Below are 15,919 nucleotides of genomic sequence, written 5' to 3'. Positions count from 1 at the left end.
CCGGCTATCCGCCGAAGACCGGGTGACGATGACCGCACCCGTCTGGATCGCTATTCCGCCGGAGGTGCATTCGGGATTGCTGAGCAGCGGTCCGGGACCGGAATCATTGCTCGCCGCGGCCGGCGCCTGGCGCTCGTTGAGCGCCGAGTACCTCTCAGCCGCGGAAGAACTCGGCGCACGGTTGGGCGCCGTCCGGACCGCCGCATGGCAGGGCCCCAGCGCGGACTCCTACGCCGTCGCGCACCTGCCGTACCTGGCATGGCTGGCGCAGGCGAGCGTCGACAGCGCCGTCGCGGCCGCCCAGCACGAGGCGGCGGCCGCGGCCTACGCCGCCGCGCTGACCGCCATGCCGACGCTGGCCGAACTGGCCGCCAATCATTCGATCCATGCGGTCCTGACGGCGACGAATTTCTTCGGGATCAACACGATTCCCATCGCGCTCAATGAGGGCGACTACGTACGAATGTGGTTACAGGCCGCCGCCACAATGACGACGTACGAGGCAATGTCGGCCGCGGCGGTGACCGCGGTACCTCAGACCGGCCCGGCGCCACAGATCCTCCGGCAGGTCGGGGACACGGTGCAGCAGATTCAGAAAATCCCGCAGCAGGTCGTCAAACAGATCCTTGCGGCCGTGGGGATGGACTGGGACCCGGTCAACGGCACCGTCAACGGTGTCCCGTACCTCGGCTACACGAACCCGTTGACACCGGTCTACTGGGTCACCCGGGCCCTCTCGCTGGCACAGGACGGTCAGGGGGTCCGCGCGTTCCTCCAGGAGCTGTTGACCAACCCGGTGGGGGCCCTGCAGTCGCTGCCGAGCGCGGCCAGTCCGGCCAACGTCGGTGTGTTCCTGTCGGCACACCCGATCATCGCGGCGGCCATCGCGTCCTCGCCCTTGACGAGCGCGTCGAGCGCACTGCCCGCCGCGGCCGCGGCGGCAAGTGTGGCTGCGGTGGTCGGCCTGCCCGGCGTGCCTCTGCCGGCCGCCCCGGTCGCCGTGCCGGTGCTGGCCCCGGCTGCGACGACCGTGTCCCATGCGGTTCCGGCGATCGGAATCGGCCCGCCGATCGCCGCGCCCGCCGGGGCGGCGCCGGTGGCCCCGGCGTCAGCGCCGGCCACGGCGGCCGGTCCGGCGCCCCCCCCCCCACCCCCCGCCCCGGCCGCACAGGCGTTCTTCCCCTACGTGGTAGGGGGTGGTCCCGGCACCGGCTTCGGCTCCGGGCACACCGGTAGAGCAACCGCCAGCGTTCGCGCGCCAGTGCCCGAGCCGGACAGCGCCGCCGTGATCGCGGCGGCGGCCGCCCGGCGGCGGCGCCGGAAGCGCCGGCAGCAGGGCGAGCCGATCCGCAGCTACGCCGACGAATTCGCCGACATCGCCGAGGACATCGATTCACCGCCCGGTGTGCAGACATCCGACCGGGGCGCGGGACCGCTGGGGTTCGCCGGCACGGTCGACAAGCGAGAGGCGCGGGCGGCCGGCCTTGCCTCGTTGGCCGGCGATGCGTTCGGCGGCGGCCCGAGGGTGCCGATGGTGCCGGGCACATGGAAACCCGACGGGGAGGCGGACGACCGGGACTAGGGCAGCAGAACGACGGAGCCCGTAGTCTTACGGCCCTGCAGGTCCTCGTGGGCGCGGGCGGCCTCGGCGAGCGGATACCGTCCCCCCACCTGAACCGTGATGTCGCCGCCGGTGATGGCGTCGAACAAATCCGAAGCCCGCCAGGAGAACTCGTCACCGGTCCGGACGAAGTGCGCCAGCGAGGGCCGCGTCAGATACACCGATCCGGCGGCGTTGAGGCGCTGCGGGTCGAACGGCGGCACGGGTCCGCTGGCCGCGCCGAACAACGCGAGCGTGCCACGGACGGCGAGGCTGGCCAGGCTGGCGTCGAAGGTGGTGGCGCCGACGCCGTCGTAGACCGCCTGCACCCCCGCGCCGCCGGTCAGTTCCCGGATCCGCTGCCCGAAGTTCTCGGCGTCCTCGGGGTAGTCGAGCACCTCGTCGGCGCCGGCGTCCTTCGACATCCGCGCCTTCTCCGGGGTGGAGACCGTGGTGATCACGCGGACGCCGAGCGACGTGGCCCACTGGGTCAGGATCAGCCCGACCCCGCCGGCGCCGGCATGCACCAGCACGGCGTCACCGCGCTGCACCGGATACACCGACTTGAGCAGGTAATGCGCGGTCAGGCCCTTCAACAGGACGGACGCCGCCACGTCCGGCGCCACACCGTCCGGCACCTTCGCCGTCAGAAAGGCTGGCGCCGTGGAGAATTCGGCGTAGGCGCCGGACGCCGCGGCGGTCAGCACGCGGTCGCCTTCGGCGAAACCGTCGACGCCCTCGCCGGTGGCGGCGACGGTGCCGCACACCTCCGAACCGAGAACGAACGGCAACTCCCGCGGGTACTGCCCGGAGCGGAAGTACGTGTCGATGTAGTTGACGCCGATGGCCTCCGCCTTGATCAGGACCTGGCCGGGGCCCGGGGTGGGCTCGGGGACTTCGACGTAACGCAGGACTTCGGGGCCGCCGGTTTGTCCGACTTCGATTGCGTGCATGTGATTATCATGCCCGGGCATGAAGCTGGCCCGCCCGGACGTCTTCCACCCGCGCATCGTGCTGGCCGGCTGCCGGGCGCTGCCCGAGGGTGACGGGGACGACGACGGGCTGGTCGCGGCGCTGCGCCGCCGCGGCCTGCACGCCCGCTGGCTGGCGTGGGACGACCCGGAGACGTCGAGCGCGGATCTCGTCATCCTGCGGGCCGCCCGCGACTACCCCGAGCGGCTGGACGAATTCCTGGCCTGGGCCGTCCGGGTGCCCCACCTGCTCAACGCGCCCGCCGTCGTGGCCTGGAACGCCCACCGCCGGTACCTCGGGGACCTGGCCGACCGCGGGGTGCCGACCGTGCCGGGGGAGGTGGTCGCGCCGGGGGAGCCACTCCGGTTGCCCCGCACGGGTCAGGTCTTCGTCGGGCCGGCCGTCGGCGCCGGCGGTGTCCGGTGCGACCCGGGCTCCGCGTCGGTCCGGGCGCGCGACCTCCACGCGGCGGGCCGCGCCCCCCCCCTGCAGCCGCGCCCGTCGGGGGTGGAGACGGTGTTGGTCTTCATCGGGGGCGAGCCCTCGCATGCGTTCGCCGGCTCCGCCGTTGCGGAGCCCGACTTCGAAACCTGGGACCTGGGCGCCGCCGCGCTGGCCGGCGCCGCGGCGGCGGCGGGCGTCGATGTCGGTGAATTGCTGTATGCCCGAGCGCATCTCAGTGGCGACCGGCTGTTGGAACTGCAGTTGGTGGATCCGTCGTTGGGCTGGCGGCGCTTGGACGCGCAGACCCGGGACCGGGCCCAGCGGTCGTTCGCGCTGGCGGTGGAATCAGCCTGCGAGCGGCTCGGGCTGGGCCCGTTCTCGCGTTCTTGATCTCTCGGACGCCCATAGGGCCGCGGTGGCCGCCGTGCACGCGGCGGCGCCGGCCACATGGACCGCGACGAGGGCGGCGGGCACACCGGTGTAGTACTGCGTCGTCCCGACGGCCGCCTGTGCGCACACCAGCGCGACGAGCACGCCCAGGCGCACCAGGATCGCTCGCGGGGCCCTGACGGCCAGCAGCCCGAAGGCCAGGCCGATCAGCAGGGCCAGATAGGCGACCAGCAACGAGGAGTGCGCGTGCACCAGCGTCTCCACCTCGACCTTCAGCCGCGGCACCGTGCGGCTGGCACTCCGGTCACCCGCATGCGGCCCGGCGGCCGTGACGAGCGTGCCGGTCACGAGCACCACGGCGAGGTTCAGTCCGATCAGCGCGGTGAGCGTCCGCAGCGGCGCGGCCACGAGCGGGCGAGCGACGCCGGTGTCGGGCTCGCCGACCTTGACGTAGAGCAGCACGGACAGCCACACCATGGCCATCGACGTCAGCAGGTGAACGGCGACCGTCCACCACAGCAGGCCGGTGCGCACGGTGATGCCGCCGATGACGGCCTGCACGACGGTCGACGCGGGCATCAGCCACGCGTAGACGAGGACCTCGCGGCGCCGCCGCGCCCGCGTCACGGCCAGCACCGCCAGCGCCGCGGCCAGGACGACCCCGATGCTGAACACTCGGTTGCCGAACTCGACCGCCTGGTGGACGCGCGGCACCTCCGCGTGCGCGACGGGGGTGAAGCTGCCGGGGAAGCACTGCGGCCAGGTGGGGCAGCCGAGGCCCGACGCGGTGACCCGGACGATGGCGCCGGTCACGGCGATGCCGCCCTGGGTCAGGACCACGAGCGCGGCGATCACCCGCTGGGTACGCACGCTCGGGTTGGGCAGCAGATCCACCAACCGCCACAGCGCGCGCCTCACCCGCCCGATCGTAGGGCACCGAAAACTACGGTCTGTAGTACGGGCGGGGGTTGCGAGGGTCTCAGGTGAAGCGGAACCACCGCAGCGCGGCCAGCCCCGCCAGGGCGCCCCACACCGCGAGGACTACGACGCCGAACCAGTCGACCGACAGCGTCATCGCCTGGGAGAGCGCCTCGGTGAGCGCGCCCGACGGCGTGAGCCGGGACAGCCAACGCACGACGGGCGGGATCATCTTGGTTTCCAGCGTCAGCGCGCCCAGGCCCGCGAACACGAACCACATCAGGTTGGCGACCGCGAGCACGATCTCGGCCCGCAGCGTGCCCCCGAGCAGCAGGCCCAGGGCGGCGAAACAGGCGGTGCCCAGCGCGATGACCGCCGCGCCGAGGGCCAGGGCGAGCAGCGCCGGGCGCCAGCCGAGCGCAAACCCTATGGCGCCCAGGATGATCGACTGCAGGATGACGACGGTCACCACGGCCATCGACTTGCCGGCGATGATGCCCCACACCGGCAGCGGCGTGGCGCCTAGCCGCTTGAGGGCGCCGTAGCGGCGGTCGAACGCGACGGCGATCGCCTGCCCGGTGAACGCGGTGGAGATCACCGCGAGCGCCATGATCACCGGCACGAACCGCGCGGCCCGGTTGGTGCCGAAATCGCCCAGGGGCAGCAGCGTGATCCCGACCAGCAGCGTGATCGGGATGAACATCGTCAGCAGCAACTGTTCGCCGTTGCGCAGCAGGAGCTTGAGTTCCAGGCCGAACTGCGCCGAGAGCATCCGGGACACGGTGTTGGGCCGCGGGTCCGGGCTGAATGTGCCCGCCGGGAAGGTGTCGGTCTTGTCCGGATTCAAGGCCGCAACTTCCTTCCGGTGAGGTCGAGGAACACGTCCTCGAGGCTGCGCTGCTCGACGCGCATGTCGGTGGCCAGCACGTCGATCTGTGCGCACCACGCTGTGACGGTGGCGAGCACCTGAGGGTCGACGGGCCCCTCGACCAGGTACTCGCCGGGCGTGACCTCGGTGGCTTTGTAGTCCTCAGGCAGGGCGGACGACAGCAGGGACAGGTCCAGCCGCGGCGGCGCGGTGAACCGCAGCTGGCCCTGCGCGCCGGAGCGCATCAGCTCTGAGGGGGTGCCCGCCGCGACCGTCTCGCCGTGATCGATGATGACCAACCGGTCGGCGAGTTCCTCGGCCTCCTTGAGCTGGTGCGTGGTCAGCAGCACGGTCACGCCGTCGCGGCGCAGCGCGTCGATCAGCTCCCAGACCAGCAGGCGGGCGTGCGCGTCCATGCCCGCGGTGGGCTCGTCGAGGAACACCAGCTCCGGCCTGCCGACCAGCGCGCAGGCCAGCGCCAGCCGCTGCTGCTGCCCGCCGGACAACCGCCGGTACGTGGTGCGGGCGGCGTCGGTGAGGCCCAGGGTGTCCAGCAGCCACGCCGGGTCCAGCGGGTCGGCGGAGTACGCGGCCACCAGGTTGAGCATCTCCCCGGCGCGCGCCGCGGGATAGCCGCCCCCGCCCTGCAGCATCACGCCGATGCGGGCGCGCAGGCGCGCGTTGTCCGTGATCGGGTTCAGGCCCAGCACCTCGATGGTGCCGGTGTCCGGGCGGACGAATCCCTCGCACATCTCGACCGTCGTGGTCTTGCCCGCGCCGTTGGGGCCCAGCAGGGCCAGCACCTCGGCGACGTGCACGTCGAGATCGAGGTTGCGGACGGCTTCGCAGACGTTCGCGCCGGACCCGTATCGCTTGCTGACCCCGCGCAACCGGACGACCGTGTCGCGGGTCTTCGGGCCGGAGGTCACGTGGAATCAGCGTAGGCGTCCGGCGCCGCGGCCGGCTGCGGGGTCTCGGCGGCCGGCGCGGAATCCCCCGGTTGACGGCCCGGTGGCCGGTCCCCGGCGGGCAGGCGCCGCCACGGCAGGCGCGTGTACGTCAGCGCGATCAGCACGACCACGATGAGGAAGCTGGCCAGCGTCGCGTCGACGATCTGGAACAGGGCGAAGCGGTCGCCGTTGGCCGTCGGGCCGAAGATGCCGACGACGAGGGTGACGATGATCGCCGCCGCCCGGAAGCCGTGCCGGGTGGCCCAGGCGGCCAGCGGGATGATGGCCCACAGCAGATACCACGGCTGCACCACGGGGAACAGCAGCACGGTGACACCCAGCGCGACGCCCAGGCCGCCGATCGGGTGCAGGCGGCCGCGGAACACGGCCACCAGCAACCAGCTGACCATCACCATGATGATCAGGACGCCGATGCCACGGGTCAGCCCCAGCACCGCGGTCGTGTGGTCGCCGAGGCCCAGCAAGATGCCCACCTGCCCGGTGCCCAGCGCCAGCAGCGTCGGCGGCGACATCCAGCTGCGGACGACGTTCGCCGTCCCCAGCGTGTAGATCCAGCCGAACCCGAGCCCGCTGGCCCACCCCACGATCGCCATTACGGCCACGGCCAGGGCCGCCATCGCGCCGCCCGAGAGCAGCAGCGCCTTCAGCGTGCCCCCGCAGCGATAGGCGAGCGCCATCGTGACGAAACCCAGCGCGAGTAGGGAAGGCAGCTTCACCTGGGACGACAACGTGATCAGGATCGCGCCCACCACCAGCATGCACAGCGGCTCCCAGTCCGGCCCGGGCCGCCACGACGTGGGCATCAGCCGCGGCGAATCGATGCCGCGCAGTGCGTATTCCGCTCCGGCCAGCATGAGCCCGAGCATGAGGGCCTCGTTGTGCACGCCGGCCACCAGATGCATGATCAGCAGCGGGTTGGCCGCGCCCAGCCAGAGCGCGCTGACCTCGGCGACGCCGCAGCGCCGGGCCAGTCGGGGGGTGGCCCACACGATGAGGCCCACGCCCACCAGCTCCACCAGCCGGTGACACAGCACGGCGGCGACGATGTTCTCCCCGGTGAGCGCCGAGATGCCGCGCCCGATCCACAGGAACAGCGGGCCGTAGGGCGCCGGGGTCTCGCGCCACAGGGTGGGGACGGACAGGGTGAACACGTGGGACAGGCCCAGCCCCGACGCGGGCCCCACCCGGTAGGGGTCGAGGCCCTCGAGCGAGATCTGGCTCTGCGCCAGGTACGAGTACACGTCCTTGCTGTACATCGGCGGGGCGATCAGCAGCGGGAGGATCCACAGCAGCAGGGTGCGGTCCAGGTCGCCGCGGGACATGCGCCGGCTGCCCAGCGCGAATCGCCCGAGCATCAGCCAGGCCAGCGCCATCATGACGGCCCCGGTCGTCGTCATCGTCAGCGAAACGGTTTGGATGCGCGACGGGAGGTTGAGCAGGCGAACGCCGAACGTCGGGTCCTGGACCACCGGACGGGCGCCCGCGCCGAGCGCGCCGATCGCCATGAGGACGGTGCCGGTGGCGCCGAATAGGCGCGTGCGCCGGAGTGCGGTGAGCTCCGTATCGTTGAGCGGCGGGGCCACCGTCTGCTCGTCGCCGTGCAGGCTGGCGATCGACGAGCTGAGCGAGTGGTGGCGGGCTGCCATCAGTGCAGCGTAGCGGCAGCGCCGGGGCGGCCCGCACCACGCGGTGGCCGGAACGGACCGACACTGCGGACGCCTGTTCGGTTACGCTCGCGGGGTCTCCCGGGAATTCGCGTTTTCAGCTAAGATTCGTGCTGCGCATACGGCTCACCGCGGTGACACGCAGCAACCCTCCGTCCGGGGGCGCTCTTTCCGTGAAACGCGGGTGTCGTGATGCATGCGAAGGTCGTGGTCGAGATGAGCAACGCGCGGGGCGGCGGCTGCAGCGATCACGCTTGCCTGGCCTACACGACTCGATCCGGGCGTGACGCGGCCGCGGTCGAGTGGCTCCTCGAAGGCGCGAGGCTAGGACAACGACTGTTCGTCGTCACGCACGACGACGACGGCGGCGCGGGCTTACTCAGCGCACTGGCGAGCGCCTCAGACCACGAACTCGTTCGCGATGTGGCCTGCGCCGGCATCGACCAGCTCTACGACCTGTCCGTTCCCATCGACCTAGCCACGCAGCTCTCGCGATACGCCGATGAGGTGGCCCGAGCCGTTGCCGACGGTTTCAGCGGGCTGCGGGTGTTCTGCGACATCACCACCCTGATCGCCGACGCCGAACGTCGCCGCAGCCACGGCCGTTGGGAACACGCCGCGGACGTCTGGATGGCCGCGGGCAACCCCCTGGCCCCGCTGTGCGCCTACGACGTCGGTGTGCTGGGGGCTGACGCGTTACCCGTCATGGCCCTGCATCCGCTCCGGCGCGGCCCCGCCTCGGCCGTGACTCCGTTCGGCCTCTACGGCGGTTCGCGGCGGCCGATCCTCGACGGGGAGGTCGACGCCTTCGCGGCACCCGTCCTGGCCGAGGCCCTCACGGCGCTGCCGCCCGGGCCCGTCGACATCGATGTCAGCGAGCTGTCTCTCCTCGGCGCGCGCGGCGCCGTCGCCATCGCCCGGGCGTGTGAACGAGAATCGGACCCTGTGACGTTGCGCCTTTTCGATGCACCACACGGCGTGCGGCGCGTGTGGAAGGTGCTCGGCCTCGACGCGGATATGCTGCGGCAGCCGTCGGACTTGGACGCCTCCGCCTGCTCGTAGACCCGACGGCCCCGCCGCGGAATGCGATTGCTCACCCTCGGTGGACCGATACACGGAATTGCGTCACACTGGTGTTGTGAAATTCCCAACCAGCGTTGAGGTCGCTGGCGTGGCGGTGCCGGATGGCCATACTCGCCGCGCCATTGTGCGCCTCCTGCTGGAGTCCGGTTCGATCACCGCGGGGGAGATCGGGGATCGGCTGGGCCTGGCGGCCGCCGGGGTGCGGCGCCATCTCGACGCGCTGATCGAGGCCGGCGACGCGGAGTCCGCGCCCGCGGCGGCCTGGCAGCAGGCCGGGCGCGGCCGGCCGGCCAAGCGGTACAGGCTGACGGCGGCCGGGCGGGCCAAGCTGGACCACGCCTACGACGACCTGGCCGCGGCCGCCATGCGGCAGTTGCGGGCGATCGGCGGCGAGGATGCGGTCCAGACGTTCGCGCGCCAGCGGATCGACGCGATCCTGGCCGACGTCGCGGCGGCCGACAGCACCGCGGACGCCGACGTCGAGGCGGCGGCCGAGCGGATCGCCGACGCGCTGACGCAGGCCGGCTACGTGGCCACCACCACACGGGTCGGCGGACCGATCCACGGGGTGCAGATCTGCCAGCACCACTGCCCCGTGTCGCACGTCGCCGAGGAATTCCCCGAGTTGTGCGAGGCCGAGCGCGAGGCCATGGCGGAGGTGCTCGGCACCCACGTGCAGCGGCTGGCGACGATCGTCAACGGCAACTGCGCCTGCACCACCCACGTCCCCCTGGCTCAGACACCGAAGGCGCCCAGCCCGCGCCGCAGCAGCACAGACACCGAAGGAGCGTCGCTATGACCATAGAGGCCGACAAGGCCGCCGAGCCGTTGACGCAGGCGCAGGCGATCGCCTCCCTGAGCCGGTACGGCTACGGCTGGGCGGACACCGACACCGCGGGGGCTGCGGCGCAGCGCGGGTTGTCCGAGGCGGTGGTCCGCGACATCTCGTCGAAGAAGGACGAACCCGAATGGATGCTGGAGACCCGGCTGAAGGCGCTGCGCATCTTCGACCGCAAGCCGATGCCCAACTGGGGCTCGGACCTGAGCGGCATCGACTTCGACAACATCAAGTACTTCGTGCGGTCGACCGAGAAGCAGGCGGCCTCGTGGGATGACTTGCCGGAGGACATCCGGAATACCTACGACCGCTTGGGAATTCCCGAGGCAGAGAAGCAGCGGCTGGTCGCCGGGGTGGCCGCGCAGTACGAGTCCGAGGTGGTCTACCACCAGATCCGCGAGGACCTGGAGTCCCAGGGCGTCATCTTCGTCGACACCGACACCGGCCTGCGCCAGCACGAGGACCTGTTCAAGCAGTACTTCGGCACGGTGATCCCGGCCGGGGACAACAAGTTCTCCGCGCTGAACACCGCGGTGTGGAGCGGTGGCTCGTTCATCTACGTCCCGCCGGGCGTGCACGTCGACATCCCGCTGCAGGCCTACTTCCGGATCAACACCGAGAACATGGGCCAGTTCGAGCGGACGCTGATCATCGTCGACGAGAACGCCTACGTCCACTACGTGGAAGGCTGCACCGCCCCCATCTACACCTCGGACTCGCTGCACTCGGCGGTCGTGGAGATCATCGTGAAGCCCGGCGGCCGTTGCCGTTACACCACGATCCAGAACTGGTCGAACAACGTCTACAACCTGGTCACCAAGCGCGCCCGCGCCGAGGCCGGCGCGACGATGGAGTGGGTCGACGGCAACATCGGCTCCAAGGTCACGATGAAGTACCCGGCCGTCTGGATGACCGGCGAGCACGCCAAGGGCGAGGTGCTCTCGGTGGCCTTCGCCGGCGAGGGCCAGCACCAGGACGCGGGCGCCAAGATGCTGCACCTGGCGCCGAACACGTCGAGCAACATCGTCTCGAAGTCGGTGGCGCGCGGCGGCGGCCGCACCTCCTATCGCGGCCTGGTGCAGGTGAACAAGGGCGCCCACGGGTCGCGGTCCAGCGTGAAATGCGATGCCCTGCTGGTCGATACGATCAGCCGCAGCGACACCTACCCTTACGTCGACATCCGCGAGGACGACGTCACGATGGGCCACGAGGCCACCGTGTCCAAGGTGAGCGAGAACCAGCTCTTCTACCTGATGAGCCGCGGGCTCACCGAGGAAGAGGCGATGGCGATGGTGGTCCGCGGCTTCGTCGAGCCGATCGCCAAGGAGCTCCCCATGGAATACGCCCTGGAGCTCAACCGGCTGATCGAGCTGCAGATGGAGGGCTCCGTCGGATGACGACCCCCGCTGCGGTGAACAAAGGGGAGTTGTTCGCGTCGTTCGACGTGGACGCCTTCGAGGTCCCCAGCGGCCGCGACGAGATCTGGCGGTTCACCCCGCTGCGGCGCCTCCGCGGCCTGCACGACGGCTCCGCGCACGCCACCGGCAGCGCGCGCATCGTCGTCGACGAGCGCCCCGGCGTGCACACCGAGACCGTCCGGCGGGGCGACCCCCGGCTGGGGGAGGGCGGCGTTCCCGCGGACCGGGTTGCAGCGCAAGCCTTTTCGTCGTTCAACGCCGCGACCGTCGTCACCGTCGGCCGCGACACCCAGATCGCGGAGCCGGTCAACGTCGCCGTGACGGGCCCCGGTGAGGGCGCCGTCGCGTACGGCCACCTGCAGGTCCGCGTCGACGAGCTGGGCGAGGCGGTCGTCGTGATCGACCACCGCGGCAGCGGGATCTACGCCGACAACGTCGAACTGATCGTCGGCGACGCCGCGCGTCTCACGGTGGTCTGGATCGCCGACTGGGCCGACGACGCGGTCCACGTCTGCGCGCACCACGCCAAGCTGGGCAAGGACGCGGTGCTTCGGCACGTGGCCGTCACCCTGGGCGGCGAGATCGTGCGGATGTCGGCCAACGTGCGGTTCGGCGCGCCGGGCGGCGACGCCGAGCTGCTCGGCCTCTACTTCGCCGACGACGGCCAGCACCTCGAGTCGCGGTTGCTCGTCGACCACGCCCAGCCCGACTGCACGTCCAACGTGCTGTACAAGGGTGCGCTGCAAGGCGATCCGGAGTCATCGAAGCCCGACGCGCACACCGTCTGGATCGGCGACGTGCTGATCCGCGCGGCGGCCACCGGCACCAACACGTTCGAGGTGAACCGCAACCTCGTGCTCACCGACGGCGCGCGCGCCGACTCGGTGCCCAATCTCGAAATCGAGACCGGCGAGATCGTCGGCGCCGGACACGCCAGCGCCACCGGGCGATTCGACGACGAGCAACTGTTCTACCTTCGGTCCCGCGGAATCTCCGAGGAGCAGGCCCGCCGGCTGGTGGTGCGTGGCTTCTTCGGCGAGATCATCTCGAAGATCGCCGTCCCGGAGCTGCGGGAGCGCCTGACCGACGCCATCGAACACGAACTGGCCATCACAGAATCGAGAGCAACAGCGTCATGACGACCCTGGAAATCAAGGACCTGCACGTCAGCGTCGACGACCTCAACGCCCCCGAGGGCGGCCGCGAGATCCCGATCCTCAACGGCGTCAACCTCACCGTCAACTCCGGTGAGACGCACGCGGTGATGGGCCCCAACGGATCCGGCAAGTCGACACTGTCGTACGCCATCGCCGGTCACCCCAAGTACCGGGTGACCTCCGGCTCCATCACGCTCGACGGCCAGAACGTGCTCGACATGAGCGTCGACGAGCGGGCCCGGGCCGGTCTCTTCCTCGCGATGCAATACCCGGTGGAGGTGCCGGGGGTGTCGATGTCGAACTTCCTGCGCAGCGCCGCCACCGCGGTCCGCGGCGAGCCGCCGAAACTGCGGCTGTGGGTCAAGGAGGTCAAGGCGGCCATGGGCGACCTCGGCATCGACCCGGCCTTCGCCGAACGCAGTGTCAACGAGGGCTTTTCGGGCGGGGAGAAGAAGCGCCACGAGATCCTGCAGCTCGGCCTGCTCAAGCCGAAGATCGCGATCCTCGACGAGACCGACTCGGGCCTGGACGTGGACGCGCTGCGCGTGGTGAGCGAGGGGGTGAACCGCTACGCGGAGGCCGAGCATGGCGGCATCCTGCTGATTACCCACTACACCCGGATCCTGCGCTACATCCGCCCGCAGTTCGTGCACGTCTTCGTCGGCGGCCGCATCATCGAGTCCGGCGGCCCGGAGCTGGCCGACGAGCTCGAGGAGAACGGCTACGAGCGCTTCACCCAGGCGGCGGCAGGGGCGTAAGCATGGCCGGGCACCACTTGGATGTCGACGCCATCCGCGCCGACTTTCCGATCCTGAAGCGGGTGATGCGCGGCGGAAAACAGTTGGCCTACCTGGATTCCGGCGCGACGTCGCAGCGTCCGCTGCAGGTCCTCGACGCCGAGCGCGAATTCCTGACCACGTCCAACGGCAGCGTCCACCGCGGTGCGCACCAGCTGATGGAGGAGGCCACCGACGCCTACGAGCAGGGCCGCGCGGACGTCGCCGCGTTCGTCGGCGCCCACGCCGACGAATTGGTGTTCACCAAGAACGCCACCGAGGCGCTCAACCTGGTGTCGTATGCGGTCGGGGACTCCAGGTTCGACCGGGCCGTCGGTGAGGGCGACGTCATTGTCACCACCGAGCTCGAGCACCACGCGAACCTGATCCCCTGGCAGGAGCTCGCCCGGCGGACCGGCGCCACCCTGCGCTGGTACGGCATCACGGACGACGGCCGCATCGACCTGGACTCCCTGGAACTCGATGAGCGCGTGAAAGTCGTTGCCTTCAGCCATCATTCGAACGTCACCGGCGCGCTCGCCCGGGTGGGCGAACTGGTCGCCCGGGCCCGCGCGGTGGGGGCGCTGACGGTGCTGGACGCCTGCCAGTCCGTGCCGCACGAGCCGATCGACTTCCACGCGCTCGGGGTCGACTTCGCCGCGTTCTCCGGGCACAAGATGTTGGGCCCCAACGGCATCGGAGCCCTGTACGGCCGCCGCGAGCTGCTGGCGGCCATGCCGCCGTTCCTCACCGGCGGGTCGATGATCGAGACGGTGACGATGGAGAGCACCACCTACGCCCCGGCGCCGCAGCGGTTCGAGGCCGGCACGCCGATGACCTCCCAGGTGGTCGGCCTGGGCGCGGCGGCACGGTACCTGTCGGCGATCGGCATGGACGCCGTGATGGCGCACGAGCGCGAGCTCACCGCCGCGGCCATCGAGGGCCTGTCCGGCATCGACGGTGTGCGCATCGCCGGCCCCGCGACGATGGAAAACCGCGGGTCGCCCGTGTCGTTCGTGGTCGAGGGCGTGCATGCGCACGACGTGGGTCAGGTGCTCGACGACGACGGCGTTGCGGTGCGCGTCGGGCACCACTGCGCGCTGCCGCTGCACCGCAGGCTGGGCCTGGCGGCCACCGCGCGGGCGTCGTTCGCCGTGTACAACACCCACGACGAGGTCGAGCGCCTGGTCGCCGGCGTGCGGCGTGCGCTGGATTTCTTTGGGAGAGACTGACTTTGCGCCTCGAGCAGATCTATCAGGAAGTGATCCTCGATCACTACAAGCATCCGCACCACCGGGGGCTGCGGGAGCCGTTCGGCGCGCAGGTGCACCACGTCAACCCGGTGTGCGGCGACGAGGTGACCCTGCGGGTCGCCCTGTCGGACGACGGCGAGACGATCGAGGACATCTCGTATGACGGGCAGGGCTGCTCGATCAGCCAGGCGTCGACGTCGGTGCTCACCGACCAGGTGATCGGCCACAGCGTCGGCGAGGCGCTCAAGACGGTCACCGCCTTCACCGAGATGGTGTCGTCCCGCGGCACCATCGAGGGCGACGAGGACGTCCTGGGCGACGGGGTCGCGTTCGCCGGCGTGGCCAAGTACCCGGCCCGGGTGAAATGCGCGCTGCTCGGGTGGATGGCATTCAAGGACGCATTGGCCCAGGCCAGCGCAGGCTTCAAGGAGGATCAGAAATGAGCGAGACCGCCGCACCGGACGAGGAACTGCTCGCCGACATGGAGGAGGCGATGCGCGACGTCGTCGACCCCGAGCTGGGCATCAACGTCGTCGACCTCGGGCTGGTGTACGGGCTGAACGTCGAGGAGGGCGACGAGGGGACCGTCGCGCTGATCGACATGACGCTGACGTCGGCGGCCTGCCCGCTGACCGACGTCATCGAGGACCAGTCGCGCAGCGCGCTGGTCGGCGCCGGCCTGGTCGACGACCTGCGGATCAACTGGGTGTGGAACCCGCCGTGGGGTCCGGACAAGATCACCGAGGACGGCCGCGAGCAACTGCGGGCGCTCGGCTTCACCGTCTGATCGTCAAGCCGCCCCTACAAATGGATGTGGGGCAGGTGCGGTAGGTGCGGGTGGTGGTGCGGGGCGCCCATCGGCGGGCACTGCTCCATGCTGATCGTGCACTCGCGCCGCGCGCCGCCGTCGTCGGTGCCCTGCGCGCCGATGCATGTGCCGTTAGCGATCGCCTGCGGGCTGGAGGCGGTTTGCCTCTTGTATGACGTCGAATCGTTGACGGTCACCGGGGTGGGCGCCGCCTGGCCCCCGAGCCCGCTCACCGAAATCGTGTTCGCTGACACGGACGCGACGGTGCCGTAGAACCCGGTCGGCGGCGGGCACCGGCCGTCGACGGCGGAGGTGATCATCACCGTCTGCGCGGTGATCCCGGCGTCCGGCGCGCTCTGCGGAGTGGCGCGCACGTTGACGCAACTACCGGGCGTCACGTCGCTCAGCTGGGCGGGCGTGACCTGGAAGACGGACGTCGCGGGGGAGTAGTCCACCGTGGCCGACCCGGTCCGGGTGCGCAGCGCGATGGTGTCGGCCGAGACGGATTGCACCATGCCCTCGACGTAGTCCTTGCCCACATCGGGTTGGGGCGGGGCGGGCAGAAAATTTTCTTATATACATCTCCCAGACCAAACAAAAAGTTGAAAATTAGTATATCCTTTTTTAACTTTAAAAAAAAATAAAGCAGACGTGAACCCTGAAAAAAAAGAGGTTTACATTGATGGAAAGCAATTTTTCACGTACGAAAATAAAGAGAAGAGCTATGAGTCCTGGCCCTTTGATCATCCCTGTTTTATA

14 protein-coding genes and 2 pseudogenes are annotated in these 15,919 nt (G+C 70.4%); 10 read left to right on the top strand and 6 right to left on the bottom strand.

Annotation, left to right across the window (positions count from 1 at the left end):
• Positions 1 to 28: 28 nt before the first annotated feature.
• Positions 29 to 1,582, top strand: a complete 1,554-nt coding sequence (locus tag GPY60_RS21495) for a PPE family protein (protein WP_156689721.1) — start codon at positions 29 to 31, stop codon at positions 1,580 to 1,582.
• Here GPY60_RS21495 and GPY60_RS21490 read toward each other — a convergent pair.
• The gene (locus GPY60_RS21490) at positions 1,579 to 2,553 is read right to left on the bottom strand and encodes a quinone oxidoreductase family protein (protein ID WP_156689720.1); all 975 of its coding nucleotides are present in this window, start codon (positions 2,551 to 2,553) and stop codon (positions 1,579 to 1,581) included. The genes GPY60_RS21495 and GPY60_RS21490 overlap by 4 nt on opposite strands.
• Positions 2,554 to 2,572: 19 nt before the next feature.
• Here GPY60_RS21490 and GPY60_RS21485 point away from each other — a divergent pair, with 19 nt between their 5' ends.
• A complete protein-coding gene (locus tag GPY60_RS21485; protein ID WP_156689719.1) occupies positions 2,573 to 3,406 on the top strand; it encodes a hypothetical protein in 834 nt (277 codons plus the stop codon).
• Here GPY60_RS21485 and GPY60_RS21480 read toward each other — a convergent pair.
• From GPY60_RS21480 to mptB, 4 genes are all read right to left on the bottom strand, one after another.
• Entirely contained in the window at positions 3,362 to 4,303 is a 942-nt protein-coding gene (locus GPY60_RS21480) for a COX15/CtaA family protein (RefSeq protein WP_197283781.1), read from the bottom strand. The two genes, GPY60_RS21485 and GPY60_RS21480, sit on opposite strands and share 45 nt — an antisense overlap.
• Before the next feature lie 82 nt (positions 4,304 to 4,385).
• Complete coding sequence (locus GPY60_RS21475) at positions 4,386 to 5,096, bottom strand: ABC transporter permease (RefSeq protein WP_156689735.1); 711 nt, start codon at positions 5,094 to 5,096, stop codon at positions 4,386 to 4,388.
• Between the two features lie 71 nt (positions 5,097 to 5,167).
• Complete coding sequence (locus tag GPY60_RS21470; RefSeq protein ID WP_156689718.1) at positions 5,168 to 6,121, bottom strand: ABC transporter ATP-binding protein; 954 nt, start codon at positions 6,119 to 6,121, stop codon at positions 5,168 to 5,170.
• Positions 6,118 to 7,809: a polyprenol phosphomannose-dependent alpha 1,6 mannosyltransferase MptB gene (gene mptB, locus GPY60_RS21465; protein WP_156689717.1), complete on the bottom strand. Its 1,692-nt coding sequence runs from the start codon at positions 7,807 to 7,809 to the stop codon at positions 6,118 to 6,120. Before mptB ends, GPY60_RS21470 begins: the two co-directional genes overlap by 4 nt.
• A 210-nt stretch (positions 7,810 to 8,019) precedes the next feature.
• On the opposite strand from mptB, the gene GPY60_RS21460 reads away from it, so the two are divergent.
• From GPY60_RS21460 to GPY60_RS21425, 8 genes and pseudogenes are all read left to right on the top strand, one after another.
• Positions 8,020 to 8,889, top strand: coding sequence for an MEDS domain-containing protein (locus tag GPY60_RS21460; protein WP_231639768.1), 870 nt, complete (start codon positions 8,020 to 8,022; stop codon positions 8,887 to 8,889).
• A 40-nt stretch (positions 8,890 to 8,929) separates the two neighbouring features.
• Entirely contained in the window at positions 8,930 to 9,709 is a 780-nt protein-coding gene (locus GPY60_RS21455) for a helix-turn-helix transcriptional regulator (RefSeq protein WP_231639767.1), read from the top strand.
• On the top strand, positions 9,706 to 11,145 hold the full coding sequence (gene sufB / locus GPY60_RS21450) for a Fe-S cluster assembly protein SufB (RefSeq protein WP_156689714.1): 1,440 nt from the start codon (positions 9,706 to 9,708) through the stop codon (positions 11,143 to 11,145). The genes GPY60_RS21455 and sufB overlap by 4 nt, the downstream gene beginning before the upstream one ends.
• On the top strand, positions 11,142 to 12,305 hold the full coding sequence (gene sufD / locus GPY60_RS21445; protein WP_156689713.1) for a Fe-S cluster assembly protein SufD: 1,164 nt from the start codon (positions 11,142 to 11,144) through the stop codon (positions 12,303 to 12,305). The genes sufB and sufD overlap by 4 nt, the downstream gene beginning before the upstream one ends.
• A complete protein-coding gene (gene sufC, locus GPY60_RS21440) occupies positions 12,302 to 13,081 on the top strand; it encodes a Fe-S cluster assembly ATPase SufC (protein WP_156689712.1) in 780 nt (259 codons plus the stop codon). Before sufD ends, sufC begins: the two co-directional genes overlap by 4 nt.
• Before the next feature lie 2 nt (positions 13,082 to 13,083).
• The gene (locus GPY60_RS21435) at positions 13,084 to 14,331 is read left to right on the top strand and encodes a cysteine desulfurase (protein WP_156689711.1); all 1,248 of its coding nucleotides are present in this window, start codon (positions 13,084 to 13,086) and stop codon (positions 14,329 to 14,331) included.
• Positions 14,328 to 14,814, top strand: a pseudogene (gene sufU, locus GPY60_RS21430) (Fe-S cluster assembly sulfur transfer protein SufU); the annotation flags it as partial. The gene GPY60_RS21435 and the pseudogene sufU, both read left to right, overlap by 4 nt.
• The gene (locus tag GPY60_RS21425; RefSeq protein ID WP_156689709.1) at positions 14,792 to 15,139 is read left to right on the top strand and encodes a metal-sulfur cluster assembly factor; all 348 of its coding nucleotides are present in this window, start codon (positions 14,792 to 14,794) and stop codon (positions 15,137 to 15,139) included. The pseudogene sufU and the gene GPY60_RS21425, both read left to right, overlap by 23 nt.
• A gap of 14 nt (positions 15,140 to 15,153) precedes the next feature.
• Here GPY60_RS21425 and GPY60_RS21420 read toward each other — a convergent pair.
• Positions 15,154 to 15,699: pseudogene (locus tag GPY60_RS21420) on the bottom strand (DUF5666 domain-containing protein); the annotation flags it as partial.
• Between the last annotated feature and the right edge of the window lie 220 nt (positions 15,700 to 15,919).

The sequence above is a fragment of the Mycobacterium sp. Marseille-P9652 genome (genome assembly GCF_902652685.1).
Lineage (GTDB): Bacteria > Actinomycetota > Actinomycetes > Mycobacteriales > Mycobacteriaceae > Mycobacterium.
The sequence above is the reverse complement of the archived record's forward strand: the minus strand, read 5'-3'. Positions and strand labels throughout refer to the sequence as shown.